This window comes from Deltaproteobacteria bacterium (genome assembly GCA_016213065.1).
Lineage (GTDB): Bacteria > UBA10199 > UBA10199 > SPLOWO2-01-44-7 > SPLOWO2-01-44-7 > JACRBV01.
This window is the reverse complement of sequence record JACRBV010000025.1, coordinates 1-16445: the sequence shown is the minus strand read 5'-3', so window position 1 is coordinate 16445 and position 16445 is coordinate 1. Positions and strand designations below refer to the sequence as shown.

At 45.3% G+C, this 16445-nt stretch carries 15 protein-coding genes, 2 tRNA genes and 1 pseudogene; 3 read left to right on the top strand and 15 right to left on the bottom strand.

Annotated elements, in window-relative coordinates:
• Positions 1-10 precede the first annotated feature (10 nt).
• The 9 genes from HY877_01475 to HY877_01435 form a co-directional block, all read right to left on the bottom strand.
• Positions 11-781 (bottom strand): prepilin-type N-terminal cleavage/methylation domain-containing protein, encoded by a 771-nt coding sequence (locus HY877_01475; protein ID MBI5298953.1) that lies wholly within the window; start codon positions 779-781, stop codon positions 11-13.
• Positions 756-1283: a prepilin-type N-terminal cleavage/methylation domain-containing protein gene (locus HY877_01470; GenBank protein ID MBI5298952.1), complete on the bottom strand. Its 528-nt coding sequence runs from the start codon at positions 1281-1283 to the stop codon at positions 756-758. The genes HY877_01475 and HY877_01470 overlap by 26 nt, the downstream gene beginning before the upstream one ends.
• 26 nt (positions 1284-1309) lie before the next feature.
• Entirely contained in the window at positions 1310-1999 is a 690-nt protein-coding gene (locus HY877_01465; GenBank protein ID MBI5298951.1) for a prepilin-type N-terminal cleavage/methylation domain-containing protein, read from the bottom strand.
• 17 nt (positions 2000-2016) lie between these two features.
• Entirely contained in the window at positions 2017-2442 is a 426-nt protein-coding gene (gene gspG, locus HY877_01460; GenBank protein MBI5298950.1) for a type II secretion system major pseudopilin GspG, read from the bottom strand.
• Positions 2443-2568: 126 nt separating this feature from the next.
• Positions 2569-3804: a type II secretion system inner membrane protein GspF gene (gene gspF, locus HY877_01455; protein MBI5298949.1), complete on the bottom strand. Its 1236-nt coding sequence runs from the start codon at positions 3802-3804 to the stop codon at positions 2569-2571.
• A 94-nt stretch (positions 3805-3898) separates the two neighbouring features.
• A complete protein-coding gene (gspE, locus tag HY877_01450; GenBank protein MBI5298948.1) occupies positions 3899-5599 on the bottom strand; it encodes a type II secretion system ATPase GspE in 1701 nt (566 codons plus the stop codon).
• A gap of 136 nt (positions 5600-5735) precedes the next feature.
• Positions 5736-8357: a type II secretion system secretin GspD gene (gene gspD, locus HY877_01445; protein ID MBI5298947.1), complete on the bottom strand. Its 2622-nt coding sequence runs from the start codon at positions 8355-8357 to the stop codon at positions 5736-5738.
• 16 nt (positions 8358-8373) lie between these two features.
• Entirely contained in the window at positions 8374-9321 is a 948-nt protein-coding gene (locus HY877_01440) for a hypothetical protein (protein MBI5298946.1), read from the bottom strand.
• A gap of 239 nt (positions 9322-9560) precedes the next feature.
• A complete protein-coding gene (locus tag HY877_01435) occupies positions 9561-11489 on the bottom strand; it encodes a HAMP domain-containing histidine kinase (GenBank protein MBI5298945.1) in 1929 nt (642 codons plus the stop codon).
• Positions 11490-11633: 144 nt separating this feature from the next.
• Between HY877_01435 and HY877_01430 the strand changes: the two genes are divergently transcribed.
• Positions 11634-11858: a DNA-directed RNA polymerase subunit omega gene (locus HY877_01430; GenBank protein ID MBI5298944.1), complete on the top strand. Its 225-nt coding sequence runs from the start codon at positions 11634-11636 to the stop codon at positions 11856-11858.
• A gap of 48 nt (positions 11859-11906) precedes the next feature.
• Here the strand turns inward: HY877_01430 and HY877_01425 are convergent, their stop codons facing one another.
• The 4 genes and pseudogenes from HY877_01425 to HY877_01410 all read right to left on the bottom strand — a co-directional run bounded on the left by HY877_01425 (position 11907) and on the right by HY877_01410 (position 13119).
• Positions 11907-12122, bottom strand: coding sequence for a type II toxin-antitoxin system HicB family antitoxin (locus HY877_01425; protein ID MBI5298943.1), 216 nt, complete (start codon positions 12120-12122; stop codon positions 11907-11909).
• Positions 12119-12321: pseudogene (locus HY877_01420) on the bottom strand (type II toxin-antitoxin system HicA family toxin). The gene HY877_01425 and the pseudogene HY877_01420 overlap by 4 nt, the downstream one beginning before the upstream one ends.
• 18 nt (positions 12322-12339) lie before the next feature.
• Positions 12340-12425, bottom strand: a tRNA-Leu gene (locus tag HY877_01415).
• 22 nt (positions 12426-12447) lie between these two features.
• Positions 12448-13119: a hypothetical protein gene (locus tag HY877_01410; protein MBI5298942.1), complete on the bottom strand. Its 672-nt coding sequence runs from the start codon at positions 13117-13119 to the stop codon at positions 12448-12450.
• A 119-nt stretch (positions 13120-13238) separates the two neighbouring features.
• On the opposite strand from HY877_01410, the gene HY877_01405 reads away from it, so the two are divergent.
• Both HY877_01405 and HY877_01400 read left to right on the top strand, forming a co-directional pair.
• Positions 13239-15680, top strand: a complete 2442-nt coding sequence (locus HY877_01405; GenBank protein ID MBI5298941.1) for a sodium-translocating pyrophosphatase — start codon at positions 13239-13241, stop codon at positions 15678-15680.
• Positions 15681-15830: 150 nt separating this feature from the next.
• Positions 15831-15903, top strand: a tRNA-Thr gene (locus HY877_01400).
• Here the strand turns inward: HY877_01400 and HY877_01395 are convergent.
• The gene (locus HY877_01395) at positions 15903-16364 is read right to left on the bottom strand and encodes a tyrosine-type recombinase/integrase (protein ID MBI5298940.1); all 462 of its coding nucleotides are present in this window, start codon (positions 16362-16364) and stop codon (positions 15903-15905) included. The genes HY877_01400 and HY877_01395 overlap by 1 nt on opposite strands.
• On the bottom strand, positions 16336-16445 hold a 110-nt coding region (locus tag HY877_01390), incomplete at its 5' end, for an IS3 family transposase (protein MBI5298939.1). The genes HY877_01390 and HY877_01395, both read right to left, overlap by 29 nt.

Genomic DNA, 16445 nt, shown 5'->3' with positions numbered 1-16445 from the left:
TGGTCCTTTTCTAGAAATCAATCGCATTGCTGTACATTCCAATCCAAGCCACCGTGGCCAATGAAATATCCTCATCCTTGTTGTCGGGATTTTCAAAATCGAATGTCACTTTCACGGCGCGAGGAAGTCTGGACATTGTATCACTTTCGGTGTTCCAACTGCTTTGCCATTCGTATTTTCTGCCATCATAATATTCAAATTTTATTTTCTTCACTTTTTCCGCAAGGGGAATCCATATTCCCCCTTCATCGGGTTTATCGGTGAGCCATTTTGATTCGCGGCGCATCAAAATCAGCAAATCGCGATTGTCCGGATCGGACTCCAGTTTGTAACCGATATTGCAACTATCCGACTCCCGCGCATTTTTAAAAAGCCGCAAATGCGCCAAAGACGAGAATTGCAGAGTCTCGGAATCTCCCTTGAAGGCTGTTTTAATTTGGGGAGAGCCTTGACGCTGACCCTGCTCTGCAGGCGTATTGGCCAGCAAAAAAGCCATTGAAATGTCCTGCACCATTTTTTCGGCTGACACACGGGCGTTATGATAAACCTCGTTTCGCTTGTCGATTCTCTGTCTCGCATTGATGGTCTGCGCCGTCGTCTGCCAGATCATCAGCATAATAACAGAGACCAAAGATACGGAGACGAGCACTTCAATGAGTGTGAATCCAGAAGACAGACGACAGAAGACAGAAGACAGAAAATCATTTTTCTGACTCCTATTTTTCTGACTTCCGTCATCTGACTTCTGTTTTCTTCTACAGTTTAGAAATATGCGTGACAATATCAAAGCTCTGCTCCTTCCCCAATTCTTCCCATGAAACGGTCAATTTAACTTCACGAACCATTTCCTTGATTTGATCCGTCACCACATGCACGATAGCTATCATAGGATCTTGCTGGGCACTGGATCCTTCCGGCGCGGGGATCTCCACCTTGCGCATTTTATATTCCCATTTGTATGCTTCATATGGTTTTTCAAAAACACCGTTTTCGCTTTTATCCTCCGGAAAACTTCCCTGCTGAAATTGTTCCTTGTCGAGTTGCAATAAAATATCGGCCATTTTTTCTCTGGCCAAAAAAGTGGCAAGACTTAGTTTTTCGGCGCGCCCATAAATTATCATGGATTGCCCCTGAAAATTAACGAGAGCCAAAAGCGCTACAGCCAAAATGGCAAGTGCAACCATGACTTCAAGAAGGGAAAATCCTTTTGGGGACAAGGGACTATGGACCATGGACCATGGACTGACTACACCTCTTTTTTTTGTTTTTGGTCCTTTGTCCATTGTCCCTTGTCCATAGTCCTTCCCCATCATCTTTCCACCTCCGCCTGAATATAATCTGCCTCGATTTTGCTTACCCCCGAAATTGGATTTACCTTTAATCCATAATGAACTTCATCATCTTTATCTCGCAAGTTAATCACGGAACGCTCTACATACCCTTGAGGGAAAAAATAAATATACGCTTTGCCCGAATCAACAGGAGCAATTTGGTGCTCAGCATAAATATCTTTAAAATAAACTCCTTTGGGAAGATTGTAGGGTTTTGTTAACGAAGATTCCTGAGGGCTAAATGTGGTTTCTTTTTTCTCTGTTTCTTCTGTTTTCTGTCCTCTGTCTTCTGTCTTCTTTTTCTGAAATGCCTCTTCCTCTTCTCTCGTTAATGTAAAACTGTCAGAAGTTCCTTCCACCCAGAAACTTGGTTCATCGAGATCAAAAACAAGTCGCAGAGTCACCCCTTCGGTGGCAGATTTGTTATAAAGATAACGGATGGTGGAAGACAGTCGCCGCGTGGTTGATTTAAAATCCCAAGCAAGTGTTTTACCCACTTGCCCTATCGCAAGGCCCATAATAAGCCCCACGATCACAAGAGTTACCATCAGTTCAATGAGGGTAAATCCAGAAGAAGACCGTGGACCATAGTCCATGGACCGTGGACCATGGACTATGGACCATGGACTAACTACACTCTTTTTTTTTGTTTTTGGTCCATAGTCCATTGTCCATGGTCCGTCCCCTACTCTTCCGAGCTCTTGATGTCATCATCCGTTCCCTCTTGGCCATCGGGACCGCTTGAGGTGATTTCATACGGATGTCCCTGGGTGCCCGGGCTGACGTAGGAAAAATCATGTCTCCAAGGGTCAAGAGGAACCTTGCCCCCCTTCAGATAACCACCCGGTTGAAAACGTTTTGAATCCGCGGGAGCTTCGACAAGGGCTTTGAGTCCCTGTTCTGTGGTAGGATAATTGCCACTGTCCAAACGATATTGTTCCATAGCTTGTTCGATCGATTTGATCTGTGTTCTGGCGGTATCCGCCTTTGCTTTTTCCAAACGCCCCATCACGTTGACGGTCACCATGGCGGCGATCAATCCCAAAATGGTAATGACCACCATGATTTCAATGAGTGTCATACCTCTATTGGCTCCAAGTAATCTCTTCATATCTCCCCCCCCCTTTTTTTTTAAATTAAAAATAAAAAATCAAAAACACATATTAAAAACCAAAAATCCTTATTTTTTTATTTATATTTTTTATTTTTGCTTTTTGCTTTTTTATTTTTGATCTTTTTATCCTCCTAGTTGGTTCAATTGTAAAATTGGCAACAGGATGGACATTACTATAAAAGAGACCACCCCTGCCATAACTAAAATCATGATCGGCTCCAAAAGTGTTGTCAAAGTGGAAACAGTGTTGTCCACCTGCGTGTCGTAAGCTTCCGCGACGCGCTCCAACATTTTTTCCATATCCCCCGTTTTTTCTCCGATGGCAATCATGTGCGTTACAATCGGAGGAAATTGTCCGCTTCTTTTTAAAGGATCTGAAACGGAAGCTCCTTCTTGTACGCTTTTCTTTGTTTCTTCAATAGCGCGGCGTATAACTGTGTTCGTCACAATATGACTCACAATGTCGAGGGCATTTAAAAGAGGAACGCCGCTATTTAAGAGAGTCGAGAGCGTTCTCGCAAAACGGGAAATAGCAATCATCCGGTTTAATTTTCCAAACAACGGCAACTTTAGCATCCATTTATCCAAAAATTCCCGTCCCTTTGGAGTCTTGAACCATTTTTTTAACAGGAACCCACTCAAGCCAAACAGGAGTAAAAGCAAAAACACAATCCAGCCCGTGGTCAGCGCATTGCTGACAAACATCAAAATACGCGTCGGCAGGGGAAGGGTTGCTTTGACATCCAAAAAAATCTGCGTGATTTGAGGAACCACAAACACAACGAGCATAATCATCAAAGCAACACCGACAATCGACATGATGGCGGGATAAATCATCGCTCCGATTACTTTGCTTTTGAGGCGTGCCTGACCTTCCGTAAAATCGGCGAGCCTGATCAACACAACATCCAGCGCGCCGCTGTTTTCACCGGCGTTCACCATGTTAACATAGAGATCGGTAAAAATTTTGGGATGGGCACGCATCGCGTCGGAAAGTTTTTGACCTTCCGTCACTTTTTCTTTGATCTGAGTCAGAACTTTTCTGAGTTTTGGGTTTTCAACCTGCTCGACAAGAGCTGTCAAAGAATCCACCAGCGGAATTCCCGCATTGACAAGGGTTGCCATCTGTCTTGTCATGCTAGCAATATCCTGAACTTTGATTCGATTTCCCCATTTACTGAAATCAACGTTGGTATTTAGAGAGAATTTTTTCTTGGCCCCACCTTCAAGAGTCAAAATCTGCGGAAAAATTCCCATTTTTCTAAGCTTCATCCGGGCCGCTTTGTCACTCTCGGCCTCAATGATACCGGAAGCTTTCTTACGTTGTTGATTAATCCCTGTGTATTCAAAAACGGGCATAAGAGTAAAAATTAAAAAGCAAAAATTAAAAATTTTTAAATTTTTAATATGTGTTTTTCATTTTTGATTTTTTATTTTTGATTTTTGCATTTTGTTAATCCGCATCTTCTTGTGTTGCGCGCATGATTTCTTCGACGGTTGTCCAACCCATCAACACTTTTTGCGCGGCATCTTCTCTGATTGTTTTCATTCCCTGTGCCTGAGCCACTTTTTTGATGGAGGAAGCGTCGGACCCTTTCACAATTTCTGCACGAATGGCGTCATCAATCATCATGACTTCGTGAATGCCAGTACGTCCGGAATATCCGGTTTCAAGACAATTGGGACAACCAACCGGTCGGTAGAATTGACGGCCTTTAAGATCTTCCAGTGTCAAACCAATTTTTTTTAATTCCACTTCTTCAGGGGTGTATTTTCTCGCACAATCTTTGCAAACACTTCGAATCAGTCGTTGTGCAATAATACAAATGACGGAGGACGAAACCAAAAAGGGTTCCACGCCCATATCAATCAAACGGGTTACCGTTGCGGCCGCATCGTTTGTATGGATGGTGGACAAAACCAAGTGACCGGTTAAGGACGCTTGAATCGCAATTTCCGCAGTTTCCCGGTCACGAATTTCTCCCACCATAATCACATCGGGGTCTTGGCGCAAAAAGGCACGAAGTCCCGTCGCAAATGTCAGATCAATTTTGGGATTAACCTGCATTTGGTTGATGCCGGGCAATTGGTATTCAACAGGGTCTTCAACCGTAATGATTTTCAATTCCGTAGAATTGATTTTAGAGAGACACGAATAAAGCGTTGTGGTTTTTCCGGAACCGGTCGGTCCCGTCACCAAAATAATTCCGTGATCTTTGTTGATGACACTCCGTATATATTCCAGATTTTTCCCGATGAATCCCAGCGTCTCAACATCAATGAGCACCGATGTCTTATCCAAAAGACGCATGACAACACTTTCGCCAAAAGCGGTTGGAATCGTCGACACACGAATATCGATATCTTTTCCGGCGATTTTGATTCGAATGCGTCCATCTTGAGGAATTCTCTTTTCGGCAATGTTCAAGCCCGCCATAATTTTTACGCGAGAGATGATCGAGTTCTGCGCCCTTTTGGGTGGGTGCATGACATCGTAGAGCACACCGTCAATTCGGAAGCGAACCGCAAGGTCCTTTTCAAAAGGTTCGATGTGAATATCACTGGCCTTCTGTTTGACAGCGCGAAACATCAAAGAGTTGACGAGGCGAATAATTGGGGCTTCATCGGAGGTGTCGAGCAAATCGACGGGTTCGTTGAAATCTTCCGCAATTTCTTCCATCTGTTCATCCAACTCACTCATCACCTGTTCACTCTTGTCGGTCGTCCGGTTGTAGACCGCGTTAATCGCGTTCACGATTTCATAAGAACCGGCAATGACGGGTTTGACATCGGAATTAAAAAGGAGGCGCAGGTCATCCAGAGCATTAAAATTGCTGGGATCGGCCATCGCTATAATGATAGACCCATCTTCTTTCTTTAACGGCAAAACCTCATTATCTTTCGCATAGTTAATGGGTAGGTGCTCCACCAGCGCCGGATCAATTGATTCGACTTCGATACGGCTTTCATAGGGAAAACCCAATTGAATAGAGAGAGCCTTGAGAATATCTTCCGTGCGCAAAAATTTAAGCTGAACGAGGGCTTCCCCCAGCTTAATCCCCTTTTCACGTTGAACGGCTAACCCTTGTTGGAGCTGATCTTCCGTCAATGAACTCGTCTCCAAAAGGATCGCCCCTAAACTTCTTTCTTCCATATATCCCCTATATTATTGATTTCCCTAAGATTTACTACAGCAAAGATTATATCATTCAACACCCTGTTGGTCCATAAAGCATTATTAATATCGGGAGTTACATATGGTACCAGGTACTATATGTAACTTGGTTAAATTACTCACCAATGTCGGGGGTGGTGCCGGGGGGGAGGGTAATTACTGCGGGACGTTTTATGGGGGTTTTGGTGGTTGTTGTTGTGGTGGTGGTCGTTGTCGTAGTGGTTTTTGGTTTTGTTGTTGCTGGGACGGGCCCCGCTTTTACCTGATTGGCGGGTTTCTTTTTTGGGGGAATAATTTGCACGGGTGGCGGGGTTGTTGTTTGAGTTTGAGTTTGAGTTTGAGTTTGAGTCTGAATTGTAGTTGTTGGAATAACAGATTTTTGTTTCTGATCGACGGATTCTGCGGGGGGAGGCAGGGGAGGCAATACAATGGTTACATGATTTTCCTCTTCCGGTTTTGCCGTAATAATCGGCGCGCTATTGGATGTGGAATAAACACCGCCCGGAAGAACAACCGCTCGTTCCGATGTGACAGGGCCCGGTTTCTTCGCCAAAATATCGAGCAGATCAAAATCGTGTGTCTTGATTAACTTATCCACGGTTGATTTTTCTTTCTTTTTCATAGTGGTATTCAGGAAGTCCTCCTGTTGCCCCAGTTTTTTGGCCAATACCCGGTTGAAGTCATCGGTATCGCGAACCACATAAGGAGTTACAAACAAAAGAAGATTCTTCTTCCGTGAGTTGGACTCCTTTTTCTGAAATAAATATCCCAAAAGAGGGATGTCACCCAAAACCGGAAGCTTGGTCCGTGTTGTTGTCACATCATCTTCCATCAATCCGCCGATGACCACCGTCTGTGCATCATTCGTGATAACAGAAGTGGTTACTTTTCTTTCCACAATAGCTTGGGTTCCCAAACCGGGATTTGCGGCCGTGGTGAAAGAAGAATATTTCTGGTCGATTTTCATTCGGACTGAGCCTTTTTCGGTAATTTGCGGTGTTAGCTTTAAGGTTAAACCCGCGTCAACACGTACGGGACTTCCCTGTGAAACAAGACCACTTGGTCCAAGAATATTACTTCCCGGTTCCGGTTCTTTCCGAATAATCTCGATCGTTGCTTCTTCATTATCCAAGGCCATCAGATTGGGGCTGGCAATCACATTGGTGTTTCCAAAAACGGAAAGGGCATTTAAAAAAGCGGAGAAGGCTGGCATATTAACCGTCTTTTTTGCTCCGTCGGCACCGATCACTTCGACGGCCACCGTTCTGGTGCTCAAAACCCCGCCTAAAAGACCGGGGGCATTCAGGAGAGCGGAGGCTTTATTTGCCGGATTGAAAGGATCAATCAAACCGGCCAACTGGTTAAACGCCTCTCCAAATCCGACGGTCGATCCCCCTGCAACACCGGCGGTCCAAGAAACTCCCGCTCTTTTGTCGGTCGTTAAGGAAAATTCAATGACCATAGCTTCCAGATAAACCTGTTTTCTGGGGATATCGAGTTTGCTGATTACCTTGTCGATCAATGTATTGAACGTTTTCAGATTCGAAGTAATCAGAAGAGAATTGGTGGCATCATCGGAACCGATTTTAAATTCTTCCAAATCAGCAATGACCGCCCCCTGAGCTACCGCTCCACCGGCCCCCGGCGCCTTGGCCGCTTGTCCCGCAAGCCCCTGCAGAACCGTGACCAAATCTTTGGCTTTTGCATATTTCAAATAATAGACATGAATTTTCCCCTCTGCCCCTTCTTCCAATTTGGAATCAAGGCGGCTGATCATGTCTCTGACTTTCTCAATGGCCCGCTTGCTTGCCAACACGATAAGAGAATTGGTTCTTTCATCGGCAATAATTTTGGAAACCTGTGCAATCTCTTCCAGAGAACCACCCCCACCGCCGGGTCTGGCACCACCACCCCCTTGCTTCTTTTGTTCTTCAAATAAATTGAGAATAATACCGGCCATTTCTTTGGCACCGGCATAGTGTAGCGGAATAATTTCGACAACCTGTTGCGGGCCTTCCTGATCCAGCTCCTTAATAATCTTCATCAACCGGTCGATATTGGTGCCCGAATCCGTCAGCACCAGCGTGTTTGTTTCGGGATAGGCAAACAAATTTCCGTCTTTTGAAATCAAACCCTTGATCGCTTCGGCCATGTCATTAGCGCTGATATTTTCCATCTTGATAAGACGGGTGATGTAGCTGTCGGTATAAGGTGTCGTGTCAATGTGGGTTGGAATCGGAAAATTTTTGGCGTCTCTCAGGGGAATAATTTTCAAAATTCCTCCGGGCCCCGAAACGGTTGTAAAACCGGCGACCTGCAAGGCGGACAAAAAAGCCTGATAGGCTTCTTCTTTCGTCATCATTTTATTGGAAAGGATGGTCACTTTGCCGGAGACTTTGCTGTCGATAATAAAATTACGCCCCGTGGCTTTGCTGATTTGTTTAATCACTTCTTTGATGTCTTGATCTTGCACATTGAGATAAACTTTTTCATCACTGGGGTTGACAGCGGCTTCCTCCTCCGGTTTTTCCGGTACTCCATTCGGGGGTGCACTCTCCGGAACATCAGGTGATGAAGGCATTTCTCCCGGTGGAGCTCCCTCCTCCGCACCCGGCAAAGTAGCCGACCCTTCAGGAAGTTGGGCGAAGGAAGGACTATAGACCAAGGACCATAGACCAAGGACCAGCAATAAAAGAAAAACCCCCCTCCCCCTAAAGGTCTCTAGTCCATGGTCCATGGTCCATTGTCCTTTTCTACCGAATTTCATATTCCACTGTTTGATTGGCTCCCTGTCGCACCACATCCAAAACGAGCCGTTTTTCATCTTTCAACTGGTTGAAAATCTCAAACCCCCTCTTCACATCCAGTTCCTGATTATTGATCCTCTCCAAAATATCTCCGCGCTGGAGGCCCAGCTTATCAAAAATAGAACCTTGCTTCACCGATAAAATCTTCATACCCAAAACTTTTCCTCCAGCAAAGTTTGGTACCGCTCGAATGTCGGTGTAGAGTTGTTCCATATTCGAAAGAGCGTTTTGAACTTCCTTATGGTCGATAACAAACTTATTTTCACCTGATTTTTTAATCCCCTGCCCGGCGGGAACAGGTTCTTTCGACGCTTGGGGTACTGTCGGGGAAGAGGCCGTCAAAGAGGGGGGAGGGCCAAAAATGCTTTCGACACCATTTTCTTCAATCAAGGCATATTCCAGACGTCCACTGTGAACAAATTCGATCCGGTCCGGTTTGACTTTAGTCAATTTGGTGCTGGGAGCAAAACCATTTTCACTCCCTACGGCATAAGTATCGGTCTGGCCCCCTTCCCCACCGGCAATAGTTGCCGAAGAGCGGTCATCCATCCCCGCTCCCACCACCAAAACTCCAACCACCTTGATCGTCAAACCCGTTTTAACAGCCTCGCCGGTTGGAACAGCGGTAGCGTTGAGGTCTGGAGGAGGTTCTTCGGGAGGAAGTTCGGTGGAATCAAAAATATTTCGCTCCGCAATTATTTTATAATCAGAAAAAGGGGGGGCGACTACTGACAGATTTGTTGTTTCCTCAATAGCGGGAGGTTTTAGTCCTTCCTGATCGGCACCAAACCACTGTCCCAGATAAACATTAGTCAACTTGGCGCCAAAAAAGGCGCACAAAAAAATGGTGAGCAGATCCAGCACCCAGAGATATTGTTTTAAGAAACTTCCCATAAAACTCTATTTGTCATTCTGAGCCCTTCGCTTTGTCATTCTGAGCCCTTCGCTTTGTCATTCTGAGCGGAGCGAAGAATCTGCTCGGGCTCAGGGTAAACTCTGCGAAGAATCTGCTCGGGCTCAGGGTAAACTCTGCGAAGAATCCAATTTGTTATCAAGTAGATCCTTCACGGAGTTTACACTGAGCGAAGCGAATGTGTTCAGGATGACAATCGGGGTTCTAGAGGCACCCGTTATCAACTGATTGGCAGTATTACTGTGAATTTCGTTCCCTTCCCCACTTCGCTCTCCACCCAAATCACACCCCTATGCAATTCCACAAACTGTTTTGCCAAAGTCAGTCCCAAACCTGTTCCGCCATGACTTCTTGTTACAGAACTGTCCCCCTGTGAAAACATTTCAAATACTTTCGTTAAATTTTCCTGTTTGATACCGATACCATTGTCTACCACGGAAAGCTCAACAGCTCCATTGGCAAAAAGGGATTGTTTTATTATTTTGGAACTCCACGGGACTGCATCGAGCCAGTTGGGACCGCCATGACATTTCAAATCGATTTCAATTATTCCCCCTTCGGGAGTAAATTTGATGGCATTGGAAAGCAGATTTAACAGGACCTGCTGGATTTTTTTCTCGTCCGCCCGAAAAGGTGACACATCTTTTGGAAGATTAAGTTTGAGTGTGAGATTTTTTCTTTGCATCAAAGAAGAGATAGTTTGAGTCAGGCGCTGTAAAAGTTCGGGAAGATTAAAGGGCTGTATTTCAAGGGTCATTTTCCCGGCATCAACCTTCGCCATATCGAGCAGATTGTTGATTAGATCGAGCAACGTTGCACCGTTATTCAAAACTTCGCGCAGACTATCCTGTTGTTCCTGCGTCAAACGCCCCATCACCCCCTCCAACAAAAGTTCCGAAAATCCGATGATCGCAGTCAAGGGAGTGCGCAACTCGTGGCTCATCGTAGCCAAAAATTCCGATTTCACACGGTTTGCCTCTTTCAAACTCGTATTGGCTTCCCGAAGACGTTGAATCAACAAAGCCGCTTCCAAAATCAAAGCCGCCTGATTGGCAAAAGCTTCCAGCGTTGTTACTGTTTGGGGATCGACAACCGCATAAGGCGTGCAACCGATCAACGCACCCAGCAATTCACTTTCCGCGACCAGCGGTACTCCCACAATTTTTTTAAAACCGATCGTTGTTTGTATCTGTTGCATCACCTCTTTGCCAAGAGGCGGCTGAATTCCAATGAGCACCTCTTCCAACTGTTTTCGAAAAATAATTTGGTGATGATAAAGAGCTTGCAGTGCCGAATTTTCAGGCACATCAAGCGGAAAAACAAAATCTGTTTTGTTATCTCCCAAGAGAGGAAGAATTTTTTTGATGGCCGGATGATTTTTTGGCGGAAGAAACCGGATCTGATTTTTCTGTCGGTCAAACAACACAAGCACCGACAAACTAAGATCGAGTCCCGATTGAATCCCTTTCAAAATCTGTTCCAAAACTTTTTCAACGGAAATGGTGGAACGGATCGTAGAGCTCATATGCGCCAGCGCCGTCAGTTCTTTGTTACGCGCTTCCAACGATCGCTCTCTCTGCTGGCCGAAATGACTCGCCACTTTGACTCCATAAACCGTCAGCAGAGAAAAAGAAGCCCAGAAAAAATAATGATACTGGGGAGAATGGGATTCAGCGGGGATGAGATTTCCCCAATCCAGAATAAGGGGTGGAATCACCTGCATCTGGCAGAGAGCAAGAAAGGCGCCGTAAAAAATACCGCAACCCAACGCAACAAAAAGAGCTAAAAGATAGTCGTAAAAAACACCGCATATAAAAACATAGAAAAGGTAGATTGTGAAAAAATCGCTATAGGGTCCGTCCGTCAGATAGATAATGACCGTAATCGTGACCAAATCCGAAAGAATGTGAGAAATAAAAGAAAGTCCGATAAACCGGTTTTTCAGAATGCAGAAATAGGCCAATGTCGTAACAACAAAACAGGCCGTGACAATGGCGGTGACTGGTCTGAGTTGATCCAGAACGGGATGGAAAAAATAGAGATAAAAAATCCAAAAACCGACGAAAATGGCGAGCCTCAAACGCGCAGTAAAAAGATGACGATTCCGGTATTCAGGTAACGTCAGGTCAACTAGGCGTTTTATCGGCATAAATCAGAGTTAACATAGTTTGACCGGACCGTCAAACGCCCTGAAAACGGACCATGGACCGTAGACTATGGACCTTCAATTTATTGATTGACGAAGTGCATGGTCCATGGTCCATAGTCCACCGTTTCAATCAAGGAGGTTTCCATGGCACGAGTCACTGTCGAAGATTGTTTAACGAAAGTTGAAAACCGGTTTGCCTTGGTCCATGCCGCCGCTAAACGGGCCAAAATGCTTTATAAGGGAGCCACCGCCACTCTTGAATGCAAAAACAAAGAGGTGGTAACAGCCCTCCGCGAAATTGCCGACGGCACGGTAAAAGTCACAGCAACGGAAGAAGAAGAAACAACCAAGAAAAAGAAGAGGAAGTAATTCCTAGGCAACGTTTCGAGTATACGTTTTGCGTTTTATTGCTGAAGACTAAGCCGCGATGATAATATATTCAGCAAAAGAATTGCATTCCGGGATGGGCTGGTGCTCCTCTTTCAAACCCTGAATGTGTAACAGTATGGCCTCATGCATATTTTTTTCAGCTTCTTCCCTCGTTGCCCCCGTAGCTACACATCCGGGAATATCGGGAGAATAAGCGGAATAATTTTGTCCTGCTTTTTCAACAATCATTAAAAATCGATTCATTTTTGTTTCACCTCCTTCAGACCTGCCTGTTTTAAAACACTATTCAAGTACCATGCGCCAAATCATCGCTCATGGAATGAGCCGCAATAGTAACGAGTCCGTCTTTCTCCGGATGTTTATATTGTCTATGACTCCCTCTTGTTCGGACTAAAAACCATCCATTCTTTTCAACGAGTTTGATAATATCACGAACTTTCATAAAGCTTCCATTTTTAATTGGTGCCGAGGGCGGGAGTTGAACCCGCACGGGCCGGAGCCCAGTGGTTTTTGAGACCACCTTGTATACCATTCCAACACCTCGGCAAATTTCGATTCCCCTTAACCTTCAAACTTTATGATGTAAACCAGATTTTTTAATCACTTTAATAATCAATCTTGCCAAATTTTGTTTTCCCCGAGCTCGGGCGAGGATGCTACCTTCTGAATCGAGGAGGTAACCCGGATGATTTGCATCTTTACCCTCGGTCAGCTGATTTGCCAGAACCAGATCGGCTTTGGTTTGGCGAAGCAAATTGCGGGCACTTTTTAAAAGAGTGCTCTGGCTCACTCCCACCTCCAGTTTAAATCCTACCAATAAAATTTTGGGAGACCATTTTTTAATTTGGTTAATGATTTTGGGGGTGGGTACCAGACATAAATTCCAAATTCCGTTTTTCGTTTTTGTTTTTCCTTTGCGCACAAGCACCGGCTGAAAATCCAAAACAGCCATGGCGTGAATGCATACATTATAATGATGACGCAACTCCCTCTTCAAAGCATCGGCCACATCCCTATTCGTCTCAATCTCAATTAATTTTAAACGAGGATGCGGTTTTGGAGTCTCACTCCCCACACCATATATAAAGGTAACACGGGCACCCTTTTTGAGAGCCTCTTCCGCCATCAAAGTCCCGAAGCGGCCTGTTGAGCGATTACTGATAAACCGCATCGCATCAAGAGACATCCGTGTGGGTCCGGAGGTAATCAAAATTTTCTTCATCTTAAGTCCTTGGTCCATAGTCCATGGTCCCTTGTCCTTGGTCCATAGTCCTTCCCCCATAATGCAGTTGACAAAATCTGTAAATTTCTATTCCTTCTACCGGTTTTCAACGATCCAACAAAACAGGAGGCATTATAATGATAAAGAAATTTTGGCTGGTCTTTGTGGCCGCGATCCTCGCCCCTCAATTTGCCCACGCGGCAGGGGAAGCGAGTCTGGTTTTGCCGAAACTGACATCTCAGTTTGTTCTCTTCGGGAAAACTTTTTTTGGAAGAGATTTGATGTATGGCGGTTTGGGAGTTTGCATTTTGGGAATGCTTTTTGGTCTGTTTGAATATCTCAAAGTCAAACGACTCCCCGCTCATAAATCTATGTTGGAAGTTTCCAATATCATTTACGAAACATGCAAAACCTATCTTTTCCAGCAAGCCAAACTTCTGATTGTTCTGGAACTCTTCATCGGTGCCTGCATTTTCTACTATTTTTATTCTCTGCTGGGCATGCCGCTCGATCGCGTTTTGACAATCCTTGGCTGGTCGGTGATTGGTATTCTGGGCTCTTTCTCCGTCGCCTGGTTTGGAATCCGAATCAACACGCTTGCCAACAGTCGCACCGCTTTTGCTTCGCTTCGCGGAAAGCCATATTGGGTCTGTAAAATTCCCTTACGCGCAGGAATCAGCATCGGCGTTCTCTTGATTTGCATTGAGTTGATCATGATGCTGACCATTCTTCTTTTTGTAAATCCAACTGCGGCCGGTTCTTGCTTCATTGGTTTTGCCATCGGCGAATCACTCGGTGCTTCCGCCTTAAGAATCTGTGGTGGTATTTTCACAAAGATCGCCGACATCGGTTCCGACCTCATGAAAATCGTTTTCAATATTAAAGAAGACGACGCCAGAAACCCGGGCGTGATTGCTGACTGTACTGGTGACAACGCCGGAGACAGCGTTGGTCCTACCGCGGACGGTTTTGAAACCTATGGCGTAACGGGCGTTGCGTTAATCACCTTCATTGTGTTGGCGGTCCTGCCTCAATTCAAATCCGATTTCATCATCTGGATTTTTGCAATGCGCGTTTTGATGATCCTGACATCCATTGGTGCTTACGCACTCAACAGTGTGGTCACGGCCATTCGCCTCAAAGAAAAAGATAAATTCAATTTCGAAGCTCCGTTGACTGAACTGGTCTGGCTTACTTCTCTAATTTCGATTGGCGTTACATTTGGTGTCAGCTATCTTTTGTTGCACGCAAACTATGGCAGTCTCTGGCTCACACTTTCCATCATCATCAGTTGCGGAACATTGGCCGCCGCCATTATCCCCGAGCTCACAAAAGTTTTTACCAGCTGTCATTCCAAACACGTTCAGGAAATTGTGAGCGCCGGGAAAGAAGGCGGAGCATCATTGGTCATTCTCTCCGGACTCGTTGCGGGAAATTTCAGCTGTTTTTGGAAAGGCATCTCCATTATCGGCCTCATGTTTGTTGCCTTTCTGGCCAGTCAGTACGGCCTTGAAACCTACATGGGTTATCCTACCGTGTTCGCTTTCGGTCTGGTCGCATTTGGTCTTTTGGGAATGGGACCTGTCACCATCGCGGTTGATAGCTATGGTCCCGTGACCGACAACGCCCAGTCTGTTTTTGAATTATCCCTCATTGAACAAGTTCCAAATATCAATCAGGAAGTTCAAAAAGATTTCGGCTTCACACCCAACTTTGTAAAAGGAAAACATTTCCTTGAAGAAAACGACGGAGCCGGCAACACATTTAAAGCAACGGCGAAGCCCGTGTTGATTGCCACTGCGGTTATCGGAGCCACCACGATGATTTTTTCCCTCATTCTACTTTTGAAAGAACATTTCCATTGGGAAAAAATTGGTGCGGAACTTTCTATTATCGATCCGCATGTTTTGTTGGGAATTATCACGGGTGGTGCGGTGATCTACTGGTTTACCGGAGCTTCCATGCAAGCCGTTACAACCGGTGCTTATCGCGCGGTGGAATATATCAAGAAAAATATCCGTCTCGAAGGAGCCACCAAAGCCTCCATTCATGATTCCAAAGAAGTGGTGAAAATTTGCACGCAATATGCGCAAGCCGGAATGGTCAACATCTTCGGCGTGATTTTCTGTTTCACACTGGCCTTCGCGTGCTTTAGTCCCACATTCTTTGTCGGTTATCTTATTTCGATCGCCGTATTCGGACTCTATCAAGCAATTTTCATGGCCAATGGCGGCGGCGCTTGGGACAATGCCAAGAAGCTCGTTGAAGTGGAGATGAAAGAAAAAGGAACTCCCCTTCACGCCGCAACGGTTGTGGGCGACACAGTGGGAGATCCCTATAAGGACACGTCTTCCGTGGCTTTGAATCCGATTATCAAATTCACAACGTTGTTTGGATTGCTGGCTGTTGAAATCGCGATTTCCGAAGGAGCCGCTCAATATGTTCACTGGGTGGGAACAATTTTCTTCCTGATCGGCACTTTCTTCGTTTGGAGGTCGTTCTATAAAATGAGAATCAAATCAAACGCCTCAGAAAATGCGATAACAACACAAGCCCGCACAGCAAAACTGCTGGCATAAAGGCCAACATAGCTCAGTTGGTAGAGCAGCTCATTCGTAATGAAAAGCTCGTCAAAAAAACTGTGGCAATTGGACTTGTAAAATCAAATAGTTGCAAAATGCAGTGGTTTTTGATTCTATCCGTCGCCATAATATCGCCACAACATTCAAGCCAACGTAGCTCAGCCGGTAGAGCAGCGGTATCGTAAACCGCAGGTCGGGAGTTCGATTCTCCCCGTTGGCTCATACTTTTTCTCGTCCTGTTCTCCCCCCACATTCCTTCTGACCATTAATGACAGTCAGTTGAGAGCATCTCATTTCCACAATACTAGGCAATGCGTTTACGGCATTTCTTAAGTCCTCATCACCGATCTCCGTGTAAACATCCATTGTTAAACGGATATCGGAATGTCCCATGAGCCTCTGAGCCACCTTGGGATGCACACCAGAGCGTCCCAACTGACTACAAAAGGTCTTTCTCAAACCATGGGCGGTTACATCCGTTATTCCATTCCTTCTCATGATAAAACGAATGGTCCCTTTAAAACTTTTGATATTCTGACCGTTTTGATGACAAAAGATGTACTCCTTTTGATGAGGCAAACGAGGACTGACCTGACTATGACCACCCCGATAATCAGGAAGGTGATCTGACCCCGGTTTACTGGACAGTTTTTTAGGCGGCAACGGGACAATCCCGCTCATACTGAGTCGGACACTTATAATCAAGTGCCGAATGCCTGCGCCAGTTGTTGTAAAACCGTTCAATGTAATCCTGAACACATT

What these genes read in the sequence shown, in the direction of transcription:
- gspG (MBI5298950.1), bottom strand. Translation starts at nt 2,442, where the DNA reads ATGAAGAGATTACTTGGAGCCAATAGAGGTATGACACTCATTGAAATC.
- HY877_01435 (MBI5298945.1), bottom strand. Translation starts at nt 11,489, where the DNA reads ATGCCGATAAAACGCCTAGTTGACCTGACGTTACCTGAATACCGGAAT.
- HY877_01425 (MBI5298943.1), bottom strand. Translation starts at nt 12,122, where the DNA reads ATGAATCGATTTTTAATGATTGTTGAAAAAGCAGGACAAAATTATTCC.
- HY877_01405 (MBI5298941.1), top strand. Translation starts at nt 13,239, where the DNA reads ATGATAAAGAAATTTTGGCTGGTCTTTGTGGCCGCGATCCTCGCCCCT.
- gspE (MBI5298948.1), bottom strand. Translation starts at nt 5,599, where the DNA reads ATGGAAGAAAGAAGTTTAGGGGCGATCCTTTTGGAGACGAGTTCATTG.
- HY877_01440 (MBI5298946.1), bottom strand. Translation starts at nt 9,321, where the DNA reads ATGGGAAGTTTCTTAAAACAATATCTCTGGGTGCTGGATCTGCTCACC.
- gspF (MBI5298949.1), bottom strand. Translation starts at nt 3,804, where the DNA reads ATGCCCGTTTTTGAATACACAGGGATTAATCAACAACGTAAGAAAGCT.
- HY877_01430 (MBI5298944.1), top strand. Translation starts at nt 11,634, where the DNA reads ATGGCACGAGTCACTGTCGAAGATTGTTTAACGAAAGTTGAAAACCGG.
- gspD (MBI5298947.1), bottom strand. Translation starts at nt 8,357, where the DNA reads ATGGACCATGGACTAGAGACCTTTAGGGGGAGGGGGGTTTTTCTTTTA.
- HY877_01465 (MBI5298951.1), bottom strand. Translation starts at nt 1,999, where the DNA reads ATGGACTATGGACCAAAAACAAAAAAAAAGAGTGTAGTTAGTCCATGG.
- HY877_01410 (MBI5298942.1), bottom strand. Translation starts at nt 13,119, where the DNA reads ATGGACCAAGGACTTAAGATGAAGAAAATTTTGATTACCTCCGGACCC.
- HY877_01470 (MBI5298952.1), bottom strand. Translation starts at nt 1,283, where the DNA reads ATGGACAAAGGACCAAAAACAAAAAAAAGAGGTGTAGTCAGTCCATGG.
- HY877_01395 (MBI5298940.1), bottom strand. Translation starts at nt 16,364, where the DNA reads ATGAGCGGGATTGTCCCGTTGCCGCCTAAAAAACTGTCCAGTAAACCG.